The organism is Geodermatophilus sp. SYSU D00698 (assembly GCF_054050335.1).
Map to the genome: position 1 here is coordinate 191047 of NZ_JBJGZD010000003.1, position 15429 is coordinate 206475.

General features: G+C 73.4%; 16 protein-coding genes and 4 tRNA genes. 3 read left to right on the plus strand and 17 right to left on the minus strand.

All coding sequences use genetic code 11. The features are described 5' to 3' along the window. Positions 1-3: 3 nt before the first annotated feature. From ACI8AB_RS04245 to ACI8AB_RS04285, 9 genes are all read right to left on the minus strand, one after another. Positions 4-819: an MlaE family ABC transporter permease gene (locus ACI8AB_RS04245; protein ID WP_456901403.1), complete on the minus strand. Its 816-nt coding sequence runs from the start codon at positions 817-819 to the stop codon at positions 4-6. After that, the gene (locus ACI8AB_RS04250; RefSeq protein ID WP_387987785.1) at positions 816-1946 is read right to left on the minus strand and encodes an ABC transporter ATP-binding protein; all 1131 of its coding nucleotides are present in this window, start codon (positions 1944-1946) and stop codon (positions 816-818) included. The genes ACI8AB_RS04245 and ACI8AB_RS04250 overlap by 4 nt, the downstream gene beginning before the upstream one ends. Before the next feature lie 279 nt (positions 1947-2225). After that, positions 2226-2621, minus strand: a complete 396-nt coding sequence (gene rplL, locus ACI8AB_RS04255) for a 50S ribosomal protein L7/L12 (protein ID WP_387987787.1) — start codon at positions 2619-2621, stop codon at positions 2226-2228. Between the two features lie 16 nt (positions 2622-2637). Beyond that, positions 2638-3246, minus strand: coding sequence for a 50S ribosomal protein L10 (gene rplJ, locus ACI8AB_RS04260; RefSeq protein WP_387987788.1), 609 nt, complete (start codon positions 3244-3246; stop codon positions 2638-2640). Between the two features lie 399 nt (positions 3247-3645). Continuing rightward, positions 3646-4365: a 50S ribosomal protein L1 gene (gene rplA / locus ACI8AB_RS04265; RefSeq protein WP_387987790.1), complete on the minus strand. Its 720-nt coding sequence runs from the start codon at positions 4363-4365 to the stop codon at positions 3646-3648. Between the two features lie 131 nt (positions 4366-4496). After that, positions 4497-4928 (minus strand): 50S ribosomal protein L11, encoded by a 432-nt coding sequence (gene rplK / locus ACI8AB_RS04270; RefSeq protein ID WP_387987792.1) that lies wholly within the window; start codon positions 4926-4928, stop codon positions 4497-4499. Positions 4929-4983: 55 nt separating this feature from the next. Further along, positions 4984-5889: a transcription termination/antitermination protein NusG gene (gene nusG / locus ACI8AB_RS04275; RefSeq protein WP_456949071.1), complete on the minus strand. Its 906-nt coding sequence runs from the start codon at positions 5887-5889 to the stop codon at positions 4984-4986. A gap of 42 nt (positions 5890-5931) precedes the next feature. Next, positions 5932-6477: a preprotein translocase subunit SecE gene (gene secE, locus ACI8AB_RS04280; RefSeq protein ID WP_456949072.1), complete on the minus strand. Its 546-nt coding sequence runs from the start codon at positions 6475-6477 to the stop codon at positions 5932-5934. Between the two features lie 142 nt (positions 6478-6619). Further along, positions 6620-6692, minus strand: a tRNA-Trp gene (locus ACI8AB_RS04285). Positions 6693-6969: 277 nt separating this feature from the next. On the opposite strand from ACI8AB_RS04285, the gene ACI8AB_RS04290 reads away from it, so the two are divergent. Continuing rightward, positions 6970-8202 carry a pyridoxal phosphate-dependent aminotransferase gene (locus ACI8AB_RS04290; RefSeq protein ID WP_456949073.1) on the plus strand — a complete coding sequence of 411 codons (1233 nt, stop codon included), beginning with the start codon at positions 6970-6972 and terminating at the stop codon, positions 8200-8202. 1 nt (position 8203) lies between these two features. On the opposite strand, the gene ACI8AB_RS04295 is transcribed toward ACI8AB_RS04290, so the two are convergent. The 7 genes from ACI8AB_RS04295 to ACI8AB_RS04325 form a co-directional block, all read right to left on the minus strand. Continuing rightward, positions 8204-9658, minus strand: a complete 1455-nt coding sequence (locus ACI8AB_RS04295; RefSeq protein WP_456949074.1) for a M1 family aminopeptidase — start codon at positions 9656-9658, stop codon at positions 8204-8206. After that, entirely contained in the window at positions 9655-10083 is a 429-nt protein-coding gene (locus ACI8AB_RS04300) for a MaoC family dehydratase (protein ID WP_387987802.1), read from the minus strand. The genes ACI8AB_RS04295 and ACI8AB_RS04300 overlap by 4 nt, the downstream gene beginning before the upstream one ends. After that, positions 10080-10526 (minus strand): FAS1-like dehydratase domain-containing protein, encoded by a 447-nt coding sequence (locus ACI8AB_RS04305; RefSeq protein WP_456949075.1) that lies wholly within the window; start codon positions 10524-10526, stop codon positions 10080-10082. The genes ACI8AB_RS04300 and ACI8AB_RS04305 overlap by 4 nt, the downstream gene beginning before the upstream one ends. Positions 10527-10558: 32 nt before the next feature. Then, entirely contained in the window at positions 10559-10723 is a 165-nt protein-coding gene (gene rpmG / locus ACI8AB_RS04310; RefSeq protein WP_113811290.1) for a 50S ribosomal protein L33, read from the minus strand. 100 nt (positions 10724-10823) lie between these two features. Further along, positions 10824-10897, minus strand: a tRNA-Met gene (locus ACI8AB_RS04315). 45 nt (positions 10898-10942) lie between these two features. Continuing rightward, positions 10943-11015: transfer RNA gene (locus tag ACI8AB_RS04320), tRNA-Thr, on the minus strand. An 85-nt stretch (positions 11016-11100) separates the two neighbouring features. After that, a complete protein-coding gene (locus ACI8AB_RS04325) occupies positions 11101-13650 on the minus strand; it encodes a putative bifunctional diguanylate cyclase/phosphodiesterase (RefSeq protein WP_456949076.1) in 2550 nt (849 codons plus the stop codon). A gap of 526 nt (positions 13651-14176) precedes the next feature. Here ACI8AB_RS04325 and ACI8AB_RS04330 point away from each other — a divergent pair. Further along, on the plus strand, positions 14177-14620 hold the full coding sequence (locus ACI8AB_RS04330) for a pilus assembly protein TadG-related protein (RefSeq protein WP_456949077.1): 444 nt from the start codon (positions 14177-14179) through the stop codon (positions 14618-14620). Between the two features lie 69 nt (positions 14621-14689). On the opposite strand, the gene ACI8AB_RS04335 is transcribed toward ACI8AB_RS04330, so the two are convergent. After that, positions 14690-14771, minus strand: a tRNA-Tyr gene (locus tag ACI8AB_RS04335). Positions 14772-14861: 90 nt separating this feature from the next. Between ACI8AB_RS04335 and ACI8AB_RS04340 the strand changes: the two genes are divergently transcribed. After that, positions 14862-15353: a YajQ family cyclic di-GMP-binding protein gene (locus ACI8AB_RS04340; protein WP_456929531.1), complete on the plus strand. Its 492-nt coding sequence runs from the start codon at positions 14862-14864 to the stop codon at positions 15351-15353. The last annotated feature ends 76 nt before the right edge of the window (positions 15354-15429 follow it).

Below are 15429 nucleotides of genomic sequence, written 5' to 3' on the forward strand. Positions count from 1 at the left end.
GGGTCACTGCCCCTTCGGCGGGACGAGCTGGAAGTAGATCGCCGTCATCACGAAGTTCACGGCGAACAGCAGCAGGAAGGTGATGACCACCGACTGGTTCACCGCGTCGCCGACGCCCTTGGGCCCGCCGCCGGCGCGCAGGCCCTTGTAGGAGGCGACGATCCCCGCGATCAGCCCGAACACGAGGGCCTTGATCTCCCCGGACCAGAAGTCCTCGACCTGCGCGAGCGCGCCGAAGGACGCCAGGTAGGCGCCCGGCGTGCCGCCCTGCAGGACGACGTTGAAGAAGTAGCCGCCCGCCACGCCGACGACGCTGACCAGGCCGTTGAGCAGGGTGGCGACGAGCATCGCGGCCAGCACCCGGGGGACGACGAGGCGCTGGATCGGGTTGATCCCGAGCACCTCCATGGCGTCGATCTCGTCGCGGATCTTGCGGGCGCCGAGGTCGGCGCAGATGGCCGAGCCGCCGGCGCCGGCGATGAGCAGCGCGGTGACGATCGGGCTGGCCTCGCGCAGCACGGCCAGCACCGACGCCGAACCGGTGAACGACTGGGCGCCGAGCTGGCGGGTCAGGGAGCCCAGCTGCAGCGCGATGACCGCGCCGAAGGGGATCGCGACCAGCGCCGTCGGCAGGATGGTCACGCTGGCGACGAACCAGGTCTGCTGGACGAACTCGCGCAGCTGGAAGGGCCGCCTGGGCAGCGCCCGGAAGGTGTCGAGCGCGAAGGCGAACAACGTGCCGCTGGCGCGCAGCGGCCGGGCCGGGGAGAGCTTCCCGTCGAGCAGGCCCGGCGCCTCCGGCTTCCCGGTGGCCGTCACCGGCCGCTCCGCGGGCCGGGCAGGGAGCCGCCGGCCGCCGTCGCGCCGACCGCCTGCGTGGTGTCCCGGTGCCGGCCGGCGGCGTCCGTCGTCGGCGCGAACACGCCGGCGTCGACCTGGGCGAGCAGGTCCTCGGGCAGGGAGTCGCGGATCGCCGTGGCGGTGGCCGGGTCGAACTCGTGCAGCATGCGGGCCACGCGCTCCTGCCGGCGGCGCTGGGCGCGCCGCTCGGGCAGGCCCGGGGACGGGTCGAGCTGCGGCGGGACGGCGTCGCCGCCGACGGCGCCCTTGGGCCCGACGCCGTTGTGCCGGTCGCCGCCGCGGGCCTGCAGGGCGGCCATCTCTGCCTCGACCTGCGCGACGTCCTTCTCCTCGCTCATGCCGATCGGGCCCTCGCGGCGGCCGTTGAGGAACTGCTGGACGACCGGCTCCTGCGAGGTGAGCAGCTGCTCGCGCGGGCCGAACATGGCCAGGTGCTTGCGGTAGAGCAGGCCGAGGTTGTCGGGCACGGTGCGGGCGGTGCCGATGTCGTGCGTGACGATGAGGAAGGTGGCGTCGATCTGCGCGTTGAGGTCGACGATCAGCTGGTTGAGGTAGGCGACGCGGACCGGGTCCAGGCCGGAGTCCGGCTCGTCGAACAGGATGATCTCGGGGTCGAGCACCAGCGCGCGGGCGAGGCCGGCGCGCTTGCGCATGCCGCCGGAGATCTCGCCGGGCAGCTTCCCCTCGGCGCCCTGCAGGCCGACCATGTCCATCTTCTCGAGGACGATGCGGCGGACCTCGGACTCGCTCTTCCTCGTGTGCTCGCGCAGCGGGAAGGCGATGTTGTCGAAGAGGTTCATCGAGCCGAACAGCGCGCCGTCCTGGAACAGGACGCCGAACAGCTTGCGGACCTCGTAGAGCCGCGCCTCGCCGCACCGGACGATGTCGGTGTCGGTGATGACGATCGAGCCGCGCTCGGGCTTGAGCAGCCCCACCAGCGACTTGAGGAAGACCGACTTGCCGGTGCCCGAGGGGCCCAGCAGCACGGAGATCTCCCCGGGCGGCAGGGTGAGGGTGACGTCGCTCCAGATGTTCTGGCTGCCGAAGGACTTGGTCAGCCCCTCGACCTGGACCGCGACGCCCACCGTCGACCTCCCTCGCCCTGATCCGGGGTCCGCGCGCGGCGGGGCCCCGGGACCGCGTCCCGGCGCGGGTCCCCGTGCGCCGGGGACACCGCTCCTCGTACTCACGGGTAACGAGGACCGGAGGGGGAGGTTACGTGCGTCACTCGTCCGACGTGACACGGCTCGCTGTCACACCACCCCACCGAGGGGGCGGACGCGACAGGGGCCGCCCTCCCGGAGGAGAGCGGCCCCTGTGGCGTGCTGGGTGGTGCTGGTCCCCGGCTCAGGCCGGGGACGGCGTCACTTGACGGTGACGGTGGCGCCGGCGCCCTCGAGGGCGGCCTTGGCCTTCTCGGCGGCGTCCTTGGCGACCTTCTCCAGGACCGGCTTCGGCGCGCCGTCGACCAGGTCCTTGGCCTCCTTGAGGCCGAGCGAGGTCAGGCCGCGCACCTCCTTGATGACCTGGATCTTCTTGTCACCGGCGGCCTCGAGGATGACGTCGAACTCGTCCTGCTCCTCGGCGGCGGGGGCACCGCCGTCACCGGCACCACCGGCGGCCGGGGCGGCCGCGACGGCGACGGGGGCAGCCGCGGTGACCTCGAAGGTCTCCTCGAACTGCTTCACGAAGTCGGACAGCTCGAGCAGCGTCATCTCCTTGAACGCGTCGAGCAGCTCCTGGCTGGACAGCTTGGCCATGATCTCTCCTAGGGGGTCAGTCGGTGCTGGCCGCGGTGTCCGCGGCGTCAGCGGAGTCGGTGGTGGTGTCGGCAGCAGCGGTGTCGGCGGCGGGAGCGGCGGAGCCCTCGGTGGACTCCTTCTTCTCCTGCAGCGCCGCGGCCAGGCGGGCGACCTGCGACAGCGGGGCCTGGAACAGGCCGGCGGCCTTGGTCAGGTTGCCCTTCATCGCGCCGGCCAGCTTGGCCAGCAGCACCTCGCGCGGCTCGACGTCGGCGAGGGCGGTGACCTCGGCGGGGCTGACGGTGCGGCCCTCGACGACGCCGCCCTTGACGACGAGCAGCGGGTTGGCGCGCGCGAAGTCGCGGATGGCCTTGGCGGCCTCGACGACGTCGCCCTCGATGAACGCGATCGCGGTCGGGCCGTTGAGCAGCGGGGCCAGGTCGGTGTGGCCGACCGAGTCCGCCGCCCGCTTCGTCAGGGTGTTCTTGACGACGGCGTAGCTGCTGCCCGCACCGAGGGAACGCCGCAGCTGGGTCAGCTGCGACACGGTCAGCCCGCGGTACTCGGTGAGCACGGCCGCGCTGGACTTCTGGAACCGCTCGGTGATCTCGTCGATCACCGCGGCCTTCGCCTGCGTGGGCATGGGCCTCCTCTCGTCGGACGGGTGACCACCCGTGCGCCGCACGGGAGCGGGCGATCGGGGCCCGGAGACGAGGAACGCCCCGGCGCAGGGCGCACGGGGCGAGGGACGCGGGCACGGGGCGCCGCGGCGATCGAACCGTCCTCCTGCGCGGGCCGCCCGGGGATCCGGGACCTTCGATCGCACGCGGACGTGCGACGACCAGCGGTCGTGGGGGGAACGCCGCCCAGCGTACACGGTGCCGCGCGGACGCCGCTGTCGCCGTCCTCACCGGGGGGCCCCCGGACGCGCGGGGGCCCCGCAGCGCGCGTGCGCTGCGGGGCCCCGTGGTGACGTACTGGAACGGCCTCGTCCCGGGGCCCACCCTGAGCTCGCGGAGGGTGGGGAGGACGAGGTCCTTCGTCAGGCGGTGGGCTCGTCCACCGTCAGGTTGCGGGTGCGGTTCGGGTCGACCGGGATGCCCGGGCCCATCGTGGTGGAGATGGTGACCTTCTTCAGGTACCGGCCCTTGGCCGCGGCCGGCTTGGCGCGCAGCACCTCGTCGAGGGCGGCGGCGTAGTTCTCGACGAGCTTGGTCTCGTCGAAGGAGGTCTTGCCGATCACCAGGTGCAGGTTGGCCTGCTTGTCGACGCGGAAGTTGATCTTCCCGCCCTTGATGTCCGCGACGGCCTTGGTGACGTCGGGGGTCACGGTGCCGGTCTTGGGGTTCGGCATCAGGCCGCGGGGGCCGAGGATGCGGGCGATCCGGCCGACCTTGGCCATCTGGTCGGGCGTGGCGATCGCGGCGTCGAAGTCCAGGAAGCCCTCCTGGATGCGCGCGATCAGGTCGTCCGAGCCGACGACGTCGGCGCCGGCGGCCTCGGCCTCGGCGGCCTTGTCACCGGTCGCGAAGACGATGACGCGGGCGGTCTTGCCGGTGCCGTGGGGCAGGTTGACCGTGCCGCGGACCATCTGGTCGGCCTTGCGCGGGTCGACGCCCAGCCGCATGGCCACCTCGACGGTGGCGTCGTAGGTGGTCGGCGAGGTCTCCTTCGCCAGCCCCGCCGCCTGCAGCGGGCTGTACAGGCTCTGGCGGTCGACCTTGGAGGCCGCCTCGAGGTACTTCTTGCCGTGCTTCGCCATGGTGGTTCCTCTCCCCCGCCACGGGTGCGGGGATCGCGTGGTGTGCGGGCCTGGCGCAGGCCCTCCCACAGGTGCACGGGGCTCGGGCGAGCCCCGGGTGGTGCAACGCCGCCGGTTCCCGGCGGCTTCCGTCAGCCGGTGACGGTGATGCCCATCGACCGGGCGGTGCCGGCGATGATCCGCTCGGCCTCGTCCAGCGAGTTGGCGTTGAGGTCGGGCATCTTGGTCTGCGCGATCTCGCGGACCTGGTCGCGGGTGACCGTGGCGACCTTGGTCTTGTGCGGCTCGCCCGACCCCTTCTCGACACCCGCGGCCTTGAGCAGCATGCGGGCGGCCGGCGGGGTCTTGGTGACGAAGGTGAACGAGCGGTCCTCGTACACCGAGATCTCGACCGGGACCACGTTGCCGCGCTGCGACTCCGTGGCGGCGTTGTACGCCTTGCAGAACTCCATGATGTTGACGCCGTGCTGGCCGAGCGCCGGACCCACGGGCGGCGCGGGGGTGGCCGCACCGGCGTTGATCTGGAGCTTGATGACCGCGGTCAACCGCTTCCTGGGGGGCATGACTTCCTTCTCGTGTGACTCAGGCTCGAACGGCCGGGGTGGTGCTCGGGCGCACTCAGATCTTGGCGACCTGGGTGAACGACAGCTCGACCGGCGTCTCCCGGCCGAAGATGGAGACCAGCACCTGCAGCTTCTGCTGCTCGGCGTTGATCTCATTGATGGTCGCCGGGAGGGTGGCGAACGGGCCGTCCATGACGGTCACCGACTCGCCGATCTCGAAGTCGACGACGGCGGTCGGCGCGGACGCCGCCGCGGGCGAGGCCGCCTCGGTCGCCTTGGCCGCCTGCGGCGGGGCGTCGGGCACCAGCAGGTTGACGACCTCGTCGATCGACAGCGGCGAGGGCCGCGAGGTGGCACCGACGAAGCCGGTGACGCCGGGGGTGTTGCGGACCGCGCCCCAGGACTCGTCGTTGAGGTCCATCCGGACGAGCAGGTAGCCGGGCAGCTTCTTCCGGTTGACCTGGGTGCGCTTGCCGTTCTTGATCTCGGTGACCTCCTCGGTGGGCACCTCGATCTGGAAGATGTAGTCCTCCATGTCCAGCGACTGGATGCGGGACTCGAGGTTGGTCTTCACCTTGTTCTCGTAGCCCGCGTAGGAGTGGATGACGTACCAGTCGCCGAACTGCGTGCGCAGGGTCCGCTTGAGCGTCTCGCGCGGGTCCTCGTCCGCGGCCTCCGCCTCGGCCAGGGCCTCGGTCACGACCGGGTCGTGGTCGGGGGCCGGCGCGGCCAGCGGGTCGCCGACCAGGCTGTCGCGGCCGCCGCCCTCGACCGCGGGGGTCACGTCGGCGACACCGGTGGCGGTGTCCTGGTCGGCCGTGTCGGCCGACCCCTCGGCGGAGCCGGCCTGGTCCGCGCCGGTCTCGAGGTCGACGCTGCCGCGGACGTCCATCCGCTCGTCGTCGAGGTCGATGGCCTCGACGTCGCTGTCGGTGTCGAAGGGCTCGCGGGGGTCGGTCACGGGGTCTCTTCCTTGTCGGGTGTGGTCAGGCGCAGGGGGCGGTCAGCCGAAGACGGCGAGCACGCCCTGCGCGAAGAGGACGTCGAGGCCCGCGACGAGCGCCACCATGAACGCCACGAAGAGGATGACGACGGTCGTGTAGGTGATCAGCTCCCGGCGGCCGGGCCAGATGACCTTGCGGAGCTCGGCGACGACCTCGCGCAGGAACCGGCGCAGGTTGCGCCTCTGCCGGACCTCCTCGGCCCGCGCCCGCTGCGCGGCGGCCCGGGACCGGGTGCCCGAGCCCTCGGTGGCGCGGCCGGCGGGACGGCTGCCGGCGGTCCCCTCGCGGGCGGGGCGGCGGGTGCGCGGGGCGGCGGGCTCGTCGTCCTCGTCCTCGCCGGCGGTGATCCGGCCGCCGCGGCGGCGGGCCGGCGTGCTGACGACCTTGTCCTCCTCGGACTCCGCCTCGGCGGCGACCTCGTCCTCGGCGGCCTCCAGCTCGGCGGCGTCCTCGACGCCCGGGGCCTCGCGGTCGAGCTGCTCGTCGGTCAGCTCGGCGTCCGAGGCGGTGCGGGGGTCCTCCCCGCGGCCCGGCTTCTCGCTCACTGCGCCTCGCTCGCGTCGTGGTTGGTGGCCGCTGCTGTCGGGCCGTCTGGTGTGGTGCTCGCCGGCCGGCGGCCGCGTCCGGGGAGCCGGTGCGCGGTCGTGCCGGGTCGTGCTGCCCGCCGGGACGGGCCGGCGGCACGGGCAGGGGTGACAGGACTTGAACCTGCAGCCTGCGGTTTTGGAGACCGCTGCTCTGCCAATTGAGCTACACCCCTAGTGCCCGGGGCCGGTGACCCCGGGCTGCCCCGGGACGGTCGGGCCTCGCCGTCGGCGCGCCGGTCCCGGGAGGATCCGGGGCACGCCGGTGGCGGGGTCGAACGCCCCAGGGTTGCCAGTGTACGGGACCGCGGGACCGGTCCGTGACCGCGCTCCGGGAGACCTCCCGCGCAGGGGTCACCGGGGTGGTGCCGTCCGCGGCGGTCCCGCACGTCGCGCTGCGGAGGACCGGGAACTGACGGGCCCCGGCGGCGTGGCGCCTGACACGATGGACCCATGACCGCCGTCTCCCCGTCGGAGTCCGCCCTCTCCCCCGCCGAGCGCCGCGTCTCCCGGCGCATCGGGTCCATCGCCGAGTCCGCCACGCTCGCGGTGGACGCGAAGGCCAAGGCGCTCAAGGCGGCGGGCAAGCCGGTCATCGGCTTCGGCGCCGGTGAGCCGGACTTCCCGACGCCGGACTACGTCGTCGAGGCGGCGATCGCCGCGGCCCGCCAGCCGGCGATGCACCGCTACACCCCGGCCGGCGGCCTGCCCGCGCTCAAGGAGGCGATCGTCGCCAAGACGGCGCGCGACTCGGGCCTGACCGTCACGCCGGCGCAGGTGCTGGTGACCAACGGCGGCAAGCAGGCCGTGTACGAGGCGTTCGCCACGATGCTCGACCCCGGCGACGAGGTCCTCGTGCCCGCGCCGTACTGGACCACCTACCCGGAGGCGATCCGGCTGGCCGGCGGCGTGCCGGTGCCCGTGGTCGCCGACGAGGACAGCGGCTACCTCGTCTCCGTCGAGCAGCTCGAGGCCGCGCGCACCGAGCGCACCAAGGTGCTGCTGTTCGTCTCGCCGTCCAACCCGACCGGCGCGGTCTACCCGCCCGACCAGGTCGAGGCCATCGGCCGCTGGGCCCTGGAGGCCGGGCTGTGGGTGCTCACCGACGAGATCTACGAGCACCTGACCTACGGCGGGGTCACCGCCCCGTCGATGCCGGTCGTGGTCCCCGGGCTCGCCGACCGCTGCGTCGTCGTCAACGGGGTGGCCAAGACCTACGCGATGACCGGCTGGCGGGTCGGCTGGATCGTCGGCCCCGCCGACGTCGTCAAGGCCGCGACCAACCTGCAGTCGCACGCCACCTCGAACGTCGCCAACGTGTCCCAGGCGGCGGCGGTGGCCGCGCTGACCGGTGACCTGTCGGCGGTGGACGCGATGCGGACGGCGTTCGACCGGCGCCGGAAGACCATCGTGTCGATGCTGCGGGAGATCCCCGGCATCACCTGCCCCGAGCCGCAGGGCGCCTTCTACGTGTACCCGTCGGTGAAGGGCCTGCTCGGCCGGCCGATCAACGGGCGCACCGCGTCGAGCAGCGCGGAGTTCGCCGAGATCGTGCTGGAGGAGGCCGAGGTCGCCGTCGTCCCCGGGGAGGCCTTCGGCACGCCGGGCTACGTGCGGATGTCCTACGCCCTCGGCGACGACGACCTGGCCGAGGGCGTCGGCCGGCTGCAGCGCCTGCTGAGCTGACCTACTCCGGGAGGTCGTCCTCGTCGAGGGCGCCGGCCGCCACCAGCACCTCGGTGGCGGCCGGGAGGTCGGCCAGCGCCTGCGCCAGGTCGGCGGGCGTGGCGATCGTCCACGCGTTGAGCTGCACGTAGCAGTGCAGCGCCGCGTCGAACTCCGCGGCGCCGGCGGCCTGGCGGGCGGCCAGCAGCGCGGCGCCGCCCTTGGCGTAGACGACGTCGAAGTAGCTGCCGCTGTCGGCGAACTCGTCCATCGCCGCGCCCACGTCGCCCGGGGCGGCCAGGGCCGCGTCGAGCCGCTCGCGTGACACGTCGCCGTCGCTCTCGGCGTAGGTGGCGAGGGCCTCGTCGAGCCACGGGTCGCGGAACTGCGAGTCGCCGACCATCCCGTAGAACCACATGTGCGCGACCTCGTGCTGGAGCACGACCCGGCTGGCGCCGGCGAGCAGGATCGAGCTCGGGTACTCGATGCCGCCGCCCTGGTCCGGCAGCAGCGGCACGGTGAGGGTGTCGTACGGGAAGGGGCCGAACCGGTCGGCGAGGGCGGTCACGTCCTCGCTGGCCCAGTCGGCGAGCTCCCCCGGGCCGGTCCGCGAGTCCGGGAGCACCCCGGTGGTGATCTCGACGCCGCCCGGCGAGGTGAGGGTGGCGGTCCGGAACTCCCCGGCGGCGACGCTGACGTCGCGGGCGACCGGCTCGTGCGAGGTCCAGGTGCGCCGGCCGTCCTCGGGCGGGGAGGGCTCGTCCTGGTCGCCGGTCATCAGGACGACGAGGTCCTCGGGCGCCGAGACGCTGATCGTGGTGTCGGCGACCGGGCTGGTGGCGGTCTCGCCGATGATGCCGACGAACGGGTCGCGCGCCCAGCCCACGCCGGGCTCCCAGGCCAGCAGCGGGAACCCGCTGGCCCACCAGGACACGTCCTCGGCCGTGCCGAGCCGCTCGAAGCCGCTGCCGCCGAGGGAGACGGTGAAGTCCAGCTCCACCTCGGTGGACTCGCCGGCCGGGAGCTCGCCGTCGAGCTGGAGCACGTAGAGCCCGCCCGGACCCTCGGCGCCGGCGTCCTCGTAGCCGGCCTGGTCGACGTCGTCGCCGCGGACGTCGTCGACGGTGATCCGGTTGCCGAGCTCGGCCGCGCCGGGGCTGTTGGGCACCAGCCGGAACACCATCTCGTCGGTGGCGCGGTCCGGGGTGAAGACGACGTTCTCGGTGCCGGTGACGGTGCGCCCGTCGTCGGAGAGCCGGAACTCCAGGTCGACGACGGGGCGGTCCGGGTCGGGCCCGGCGCGCTCGGCCGGGCAGCTCGGGGCGTCGTCGCCACCGGTGTCCCCCTCCTGGCCCGGGGACGACGGCGCCGCCGACGGGGTGTCCTCCGCGGCGAGCGTCTCGGTGAAGGAGGTGCCGCAGCCGGCCAGCAGGAGCAGGGCCGCGGCCGCGGCCGGCACTGCCCGCCGGGGGGTCATGCCAGCGCGACGGTGGCGCGGGCGAGGGACAGCACCTTCTCGCCGCCGCTGGTGACCGTGAGGTCCACGCGCACCCGGCCGCCGTCGAGGACGGCGCCCACCTTCCCGCGGACGGTGACCTCGGCGCCTGTGTCGTCGTCGGGCACGACCACCGGGCGGCCGAAGCGGACCTGGTACTCGACGACGGCGCCGGGGTCGCCGGCCCAGTCGGTCACCGCGCGGGCGGCCAGGCCCATCGTGAGCATCCCGTGGGCGATGACGCCGGGCAGGCCGACGCCGGTGGCGACCCGGTCGCTCCAGTGGATCGGGTTGAGGTCACCGGAGGCGCCGGCGTAGCGGACGAGGTCCGCGCGGGTGACCCGGTGCGTCTGCTCGGGCAGCTCGGTGCCGACGGCGACGTCGGCGGCCCGCAGCCGGGCGCTCACGCCGTCCCCCGCGCCACGAGCATCGAGGTGGCGGTGCAGACGGCCTCGCCGTCCTCGGTGGCGACGTCGACGCGGGTGGTGAGCAGGTCGTTGCCGGCCACGCTGCGCACGGCCTCGATGGTCGTGGTGCTCACCAGCCGGTCCCCGGCGCGGATCGGCCGGTGGTGGGTGAAGCGCTGCTCGCCGTGCACCACCCGGCTGTAGTCGAGGGCCACGTCGGGGTCGGCGAGCACGACGTCGGCGGCGCCCAGGGTGACCAGGATGGCGAAGGTGGGCGGCGCGACGACGTCGGGGTGCCCGAGCCCGCGGGCGGCGTCGGGGTCGGTGTGCACCGGGTCGGCCGCGCCGACGGCGGCGGCGAACTCGGCGATCTTGGCGCGACCGACCTCGTAGACGGCGGAGGGCGGGTAGCCGCGCCCGACCAGTCCTGCGTCCAGCGCCACTCCCGCCCTCCTTCGCTCCTCGCGGACCGGCGTCAGCGGGTCTCGCGGTGGACCGTGTGCTTCCTGTCCCGCGGGCAGTACTTCTTCAGCTCGAGCCGGTCGGGGTCGTTCCGCCGGTTCTTGCGGGTGATGTAGTTGCGGCTCTTGCACTCCTGGCAGGCCAGGGTGATCTTCGGACGGACGTCGGTGGCTGCCACGGGGCACTCCTCGCCTTGTGCGGACCGGCCCGCAGGCCGGGGACCGTGGCGGCGGCTGCCGACACGGCGACGGACCCCGGGGTACGGGGTCCGTCTGGGGTAGCGGTGACCGGATTTGAACCGGTGACACAGCGATTATGAGCCGCTTGCTCTGCCAGGCTGAGCTACACCGCCGGGAAGACCGCGCGGCCCGGTCTCGCGACAGGACCGGTGGGTCGGAGCCCCTTTACGGAATCGAACCGTAGACCTTCTCCTTACCATGGAGACGCTCTGCCGACTGAGCTAAAGGGGCGTGCTCACTGAGCCGGAGGGAACTCTACCCCACCGTCTCCGGCGGTCTCGCACCCCCTCCGGGGTGTGCCAGACGACTGTAACAGTCAGGCGCGGACGAACAGCCGGCGGTGCTGGGCGCCGGGCGCGGCGGACCGGACACCGGTGCGCGCGAGCAGCCACTTCTCCAGCATCTCGTCGGCCAGCGGCCGGCTGACCAGGAAGCCCTGGAGCTTGTCGCAGCCCATCTCGGTGAGCAGCTTGCGGGTCAGCTCGTCCTCGACGCCCTCGGCCACCACGCGCAGGCCGAGGTTGTGCGCGAGCTCGATGATCGAGCGGGCGATGAACGACTCGCCCTGGCTGGTGGACATCCCCAGCACGAAGGACTTGTCGATCTTCACCTCGTCGATCGGGAGCTGCCGCAGCTGCGACAGGGACGAGTAGCCGGTCCCGAAGTCGTCCATCGACAGCCGCAGGCCCAGGGCGTGCAGGTCGGTGAGGACGGTGCCCGAGCGGACCGAGTCGTCGACGACGCTGCCCTCGGTCAGCTCGAGGATGAGCAGCTCCCCCGGGACGCCGTGGCGGCGCAGCGCGCGCTGCACCCGCTCGACCAGGTCCGGCTCGGTCAGGCAGCGCGCGGAGAGGTTCACCGCGACCGACAGCGCGATGTCCTGGTCCAGCCACCGCCGGCAGCGGGCCAGCGCGAGGTCCAGCACGTGGTCGGTGAGCGGGCCGATGCGGCCGATCTGCTCGGCGAGGTGGATGAAGTCGTCCGGCGGGATCGCGCCGAACCGCGGGTGCGCCCAGCGCACGAGGGTCTCCACCGAGACGATGTCGGAGGTCCGGGCGTCGATGATCGGCTGGAAGACGACGCTGATCTGCCCGTCGGCCATGGCCTGCTCGAGCTCGGTGCCCAGCTGCAGGCGGCGCAGGCTCTGCTGGTCCAGCACCTGGTGGTAGCTGGCGACGCCGCCGCTCTCGGAGGCGGCCGCCAGCAGCGCGACGTCGGCCCGCTGCATGAGCGTGCCGGAGTCCGTGCCGTGGACCGGCGCGGCCGCCACGCCGATGGTCAGCGTGACCTCCAGGTCCAGGCCGGCGACCCGCGCCCGGGTGGAGGTGGCCTCGCGCAGCCGCCGGGCGGCCCGCTCGGTCGCCGGCAGGGACAGCCCCGGCAGGAGGACGGCGAACTGCTCGCCCTCCATCCGCGCGACGAGCGCGGCCGGCGGGGCGTGCTCGCGCAGCAGGCCGGCGGTGACCAGCAGCAGCTCGTCGGCCGCGGCGTGGCCGAGGGTGTCGACGATCTCGGTGTGGTTGTCCAGCGCGGCGAGCACCAGCCCGGCCCGCGCAGCGACCGGGTCGGCGCCGAGCATCTGGTCGATCTCGGCGGCCAGCCGCTGCCGGTTCGGCAGCCCGGTCAGCCGGTCGTGGTCGGCGTCGTAGCGGATCTGGGTGAGCAGCTGCTGCTGGCGGATGGCCGCGTTGACGTGGGTCAGCATCGAGTCCAGCGCGGAGCGGTCGCTGCCGGAGAAGGACACGACGTCGCTGCGCCGGTCGCACACCTCGAGGTAGCCGGGCTCGCCGGCCGCGGTCGCCACCGGGGCGCCGAGGACCTCCTGGGCGCCGCGGCGGGTCAGGGCGGCGGACTCGGCCGGCGTCGCGCGGCCGGCGGTCACCAGGACCGGCTCGGTGGACCCGGGCGTCAGCACCCGCTGGCGCAGGACGTCCTCGGGGTCGGCCGGCCCGTCGTACCAGGTGACGCCGCCGTCGCCGGCCACGACCAGCCGCGGCGGCTCGTCGAGGTAGGGCGGCAGCCACAGCGCGACCTTGTCCGCGTTGAGCAGCTCCTTGACCGCGACCGCGATCTCGAGCGGCCCGTCCTCGTCGGGCGACACGGACTCGATCCGCCGGGCGAAGTCGTAGATCTGCTCCAGCCCCTGCCCCGCCCGGGAGACCTGGGCGAACCGCCGGAACAGCAGGATGACCGCCACCGCCGCGGGGGCGATGAGGAAGGCCGCCCAGCCGGTCCGGGCGTTGAGGAGGGCGGCCACCAGCCCGACGGAGACGGCGAAGGGAGCGACGACCCCGATCGGGAGCAGCAGCTCCTTCCACAGCCGCCACGTGGGGTTGCCACCGCTGAGTCGGATGGCCGCCACGACGAGGGGAGCGCCCACGAGGTCGGCGACCAGGACGGCGACCAGGAGGCTCACCCAGCTGAGCGGGTCCTCCAGCGCCCCGAACGGCAGCACCTGCAGCACGGTGACGGCCGCAGCCACCTCGATGACGGCGACCGCGAGGTTGTAGACCATCTTCGCCCAGGCGTAGCGCTGGTAGGCCATGCTCGCGCCGAGCCCGACCACCCGGGCCACCGCTGCCCAGACGCCGCCGAACTCGACGAGCGCGATCGTCAGGGCGAGCTCGCTCACCGACCACGCCACCGTCTGGCGCCGGAACTCCACGTGCAGGGAGACCATGTCGGTGGCGAAGAAGGCCGCCACGACGACGAGGAAGGGCGCCAGCCGGAACTCGGCCGGCGCGGCGGGGAAGACCAGCAGGCCGGCGACCGTCGCGAGGACGACGCCGGTGGCGGCGATCACGCCCAGGGGCAGCAGCGCGCCGACACGACGGGGCGTGACACGCGCGCGACTCGCCAAGGTCATCCGGATCTGTGAGGAGGGAAGAGGCGGCGCCGAGGCTAACAGCGCAGGCCGCCCCCCAGAACCGATCCGACCCCAAGGAGGGAGGGGCGGACGCCCCACCCGTGACCCCGTCCCGATCGGGACGGGGTCAGCCGCGGATCAGGCCCACTTGGCTCCGCGAGCCCACTTCGCACCCCGGGCCCACTTGGCGCCCCGCGCCCACTTGGCCCCGCGAGCCCACTTCGCACCACGCTCGTTCATGACGCCTCCTCAGGCATGGAAAAGACAGCTGGCAGTTGCGGCTGTCACCCAGGCGCGGGGGCAGAGCGTCGTTCGAGTACGGACCGCGCCCGGAACCATCGTTGCCCTCACTCGGGCGAGGCAAGCACGGAGCATCACGAACGGGTGACGGGCCGTAGTGTCACTACGGACAGTGGTTGTTGATCAGCAACTTGTCACCGGCACGGGTGACAGGTGGTGCCCGTGTGATCGACCGGGTCCGTGGACGGCGGTCCGCCGGAGCCGTGCCGCACCTACGCTGCGCGCCGTGCGGGGAGGCGGGAGGCCGGTCGGCGGCGAGGCGGAGCGCGGCTCCGCGATGCCGTTCGTCCTCGTCTGCTGGCTGGTCGCCGCCTTCTTGGCGCTGGGCGCGGTCGCCGCGTCCGATGCCTTCCTCGAGCACCAGGACGTGCAGGCGGTGTGCGACGGCGCGGCACTGGCCGCCGCCAACCGGACCGACGAGGGGCGGGTCTACGCCACGGGCGTGGGCACGGCGCTGCCCCTGACCGGCGAGACGGCGCGGGCCGCCGTCGCCGACCACCTGGCCGACGGCGGGACCGCCCTGGACGCCTGGTCGGCGGAGACCGACGGCACCGAGGTCACGGTCCGCTGCACGCGGTCGGTGCAGATCGCCTTCGGCTGGCTGTTCCTGGGCGGACGGCCGCTGGAGGTCACCGCGGTGGCCGGCGCGCAGGCGCCGACGCTGCCCTGAGCCGGGGAGGCGGGCCCGGGACGCCGGAGCGGCCCCCGACCTGCCGGTCGGGGGCCGCTCTGCGAGGGGTGGCGGGTGAAGGATTCGAACCTTCGTAGGCTAAGCCGACGGATTTACAGTCCGCTCCCATTGGCCACTCGGGCAACCCGCCGTGGACCCACGGGGAGAGCGTACAAGACGGGCCGGCGACGGCCCGACGAGGTCCCGTCGCGGGTCCTCCGCGCGGGGGTGAGGAGCAGACATGGCCGACTCGTCCTTCGACGTCGTGAGCAAGGTCGACCACCAGGAGATCGACAACGCGATCAACCAGGCGGGCAAGGAGCTCGCCCAGCGCTTCGACTTCCGCGGGACCAACGCGAGCATCGCCTGGGCCGGGGAGAACGGCGTCCTCCTCCAGGCCGACACCGAGGAGCGGGTCAACGCCGCCCTCGACGTGTTCAGGGACAAGCTCGTCAAGCGCGGCATCTCGCTCAAGGCCCTCGACGCCGACGAGCCGCAGTCCTCGGGCAAGGCCTACAAGCTGTCGGCGCGGATCAAGCAGGGCATCGAGTCCGACGTCGCGAAGAAGATCGCGAAGATCATCCGCGACGAGGGCCCCAAGGGCGTCCAGGCCCAGATCCAGGGCGACCAGCTCCGCGTCAGCGGCAAGAAGCGGGACGACCTGCAGGAGGTGCAGCGCCTGCTGCGCGCGCAGGACCTCGACGTCGCCCTCCAGTTCGACAACTACCGCTGACCTGCCGACCCGCGGACCGCGACCGCCCCGATCGGGCGGTCGCGGTCCGTGGGCGCACGAACACCCGGGAGGGGCC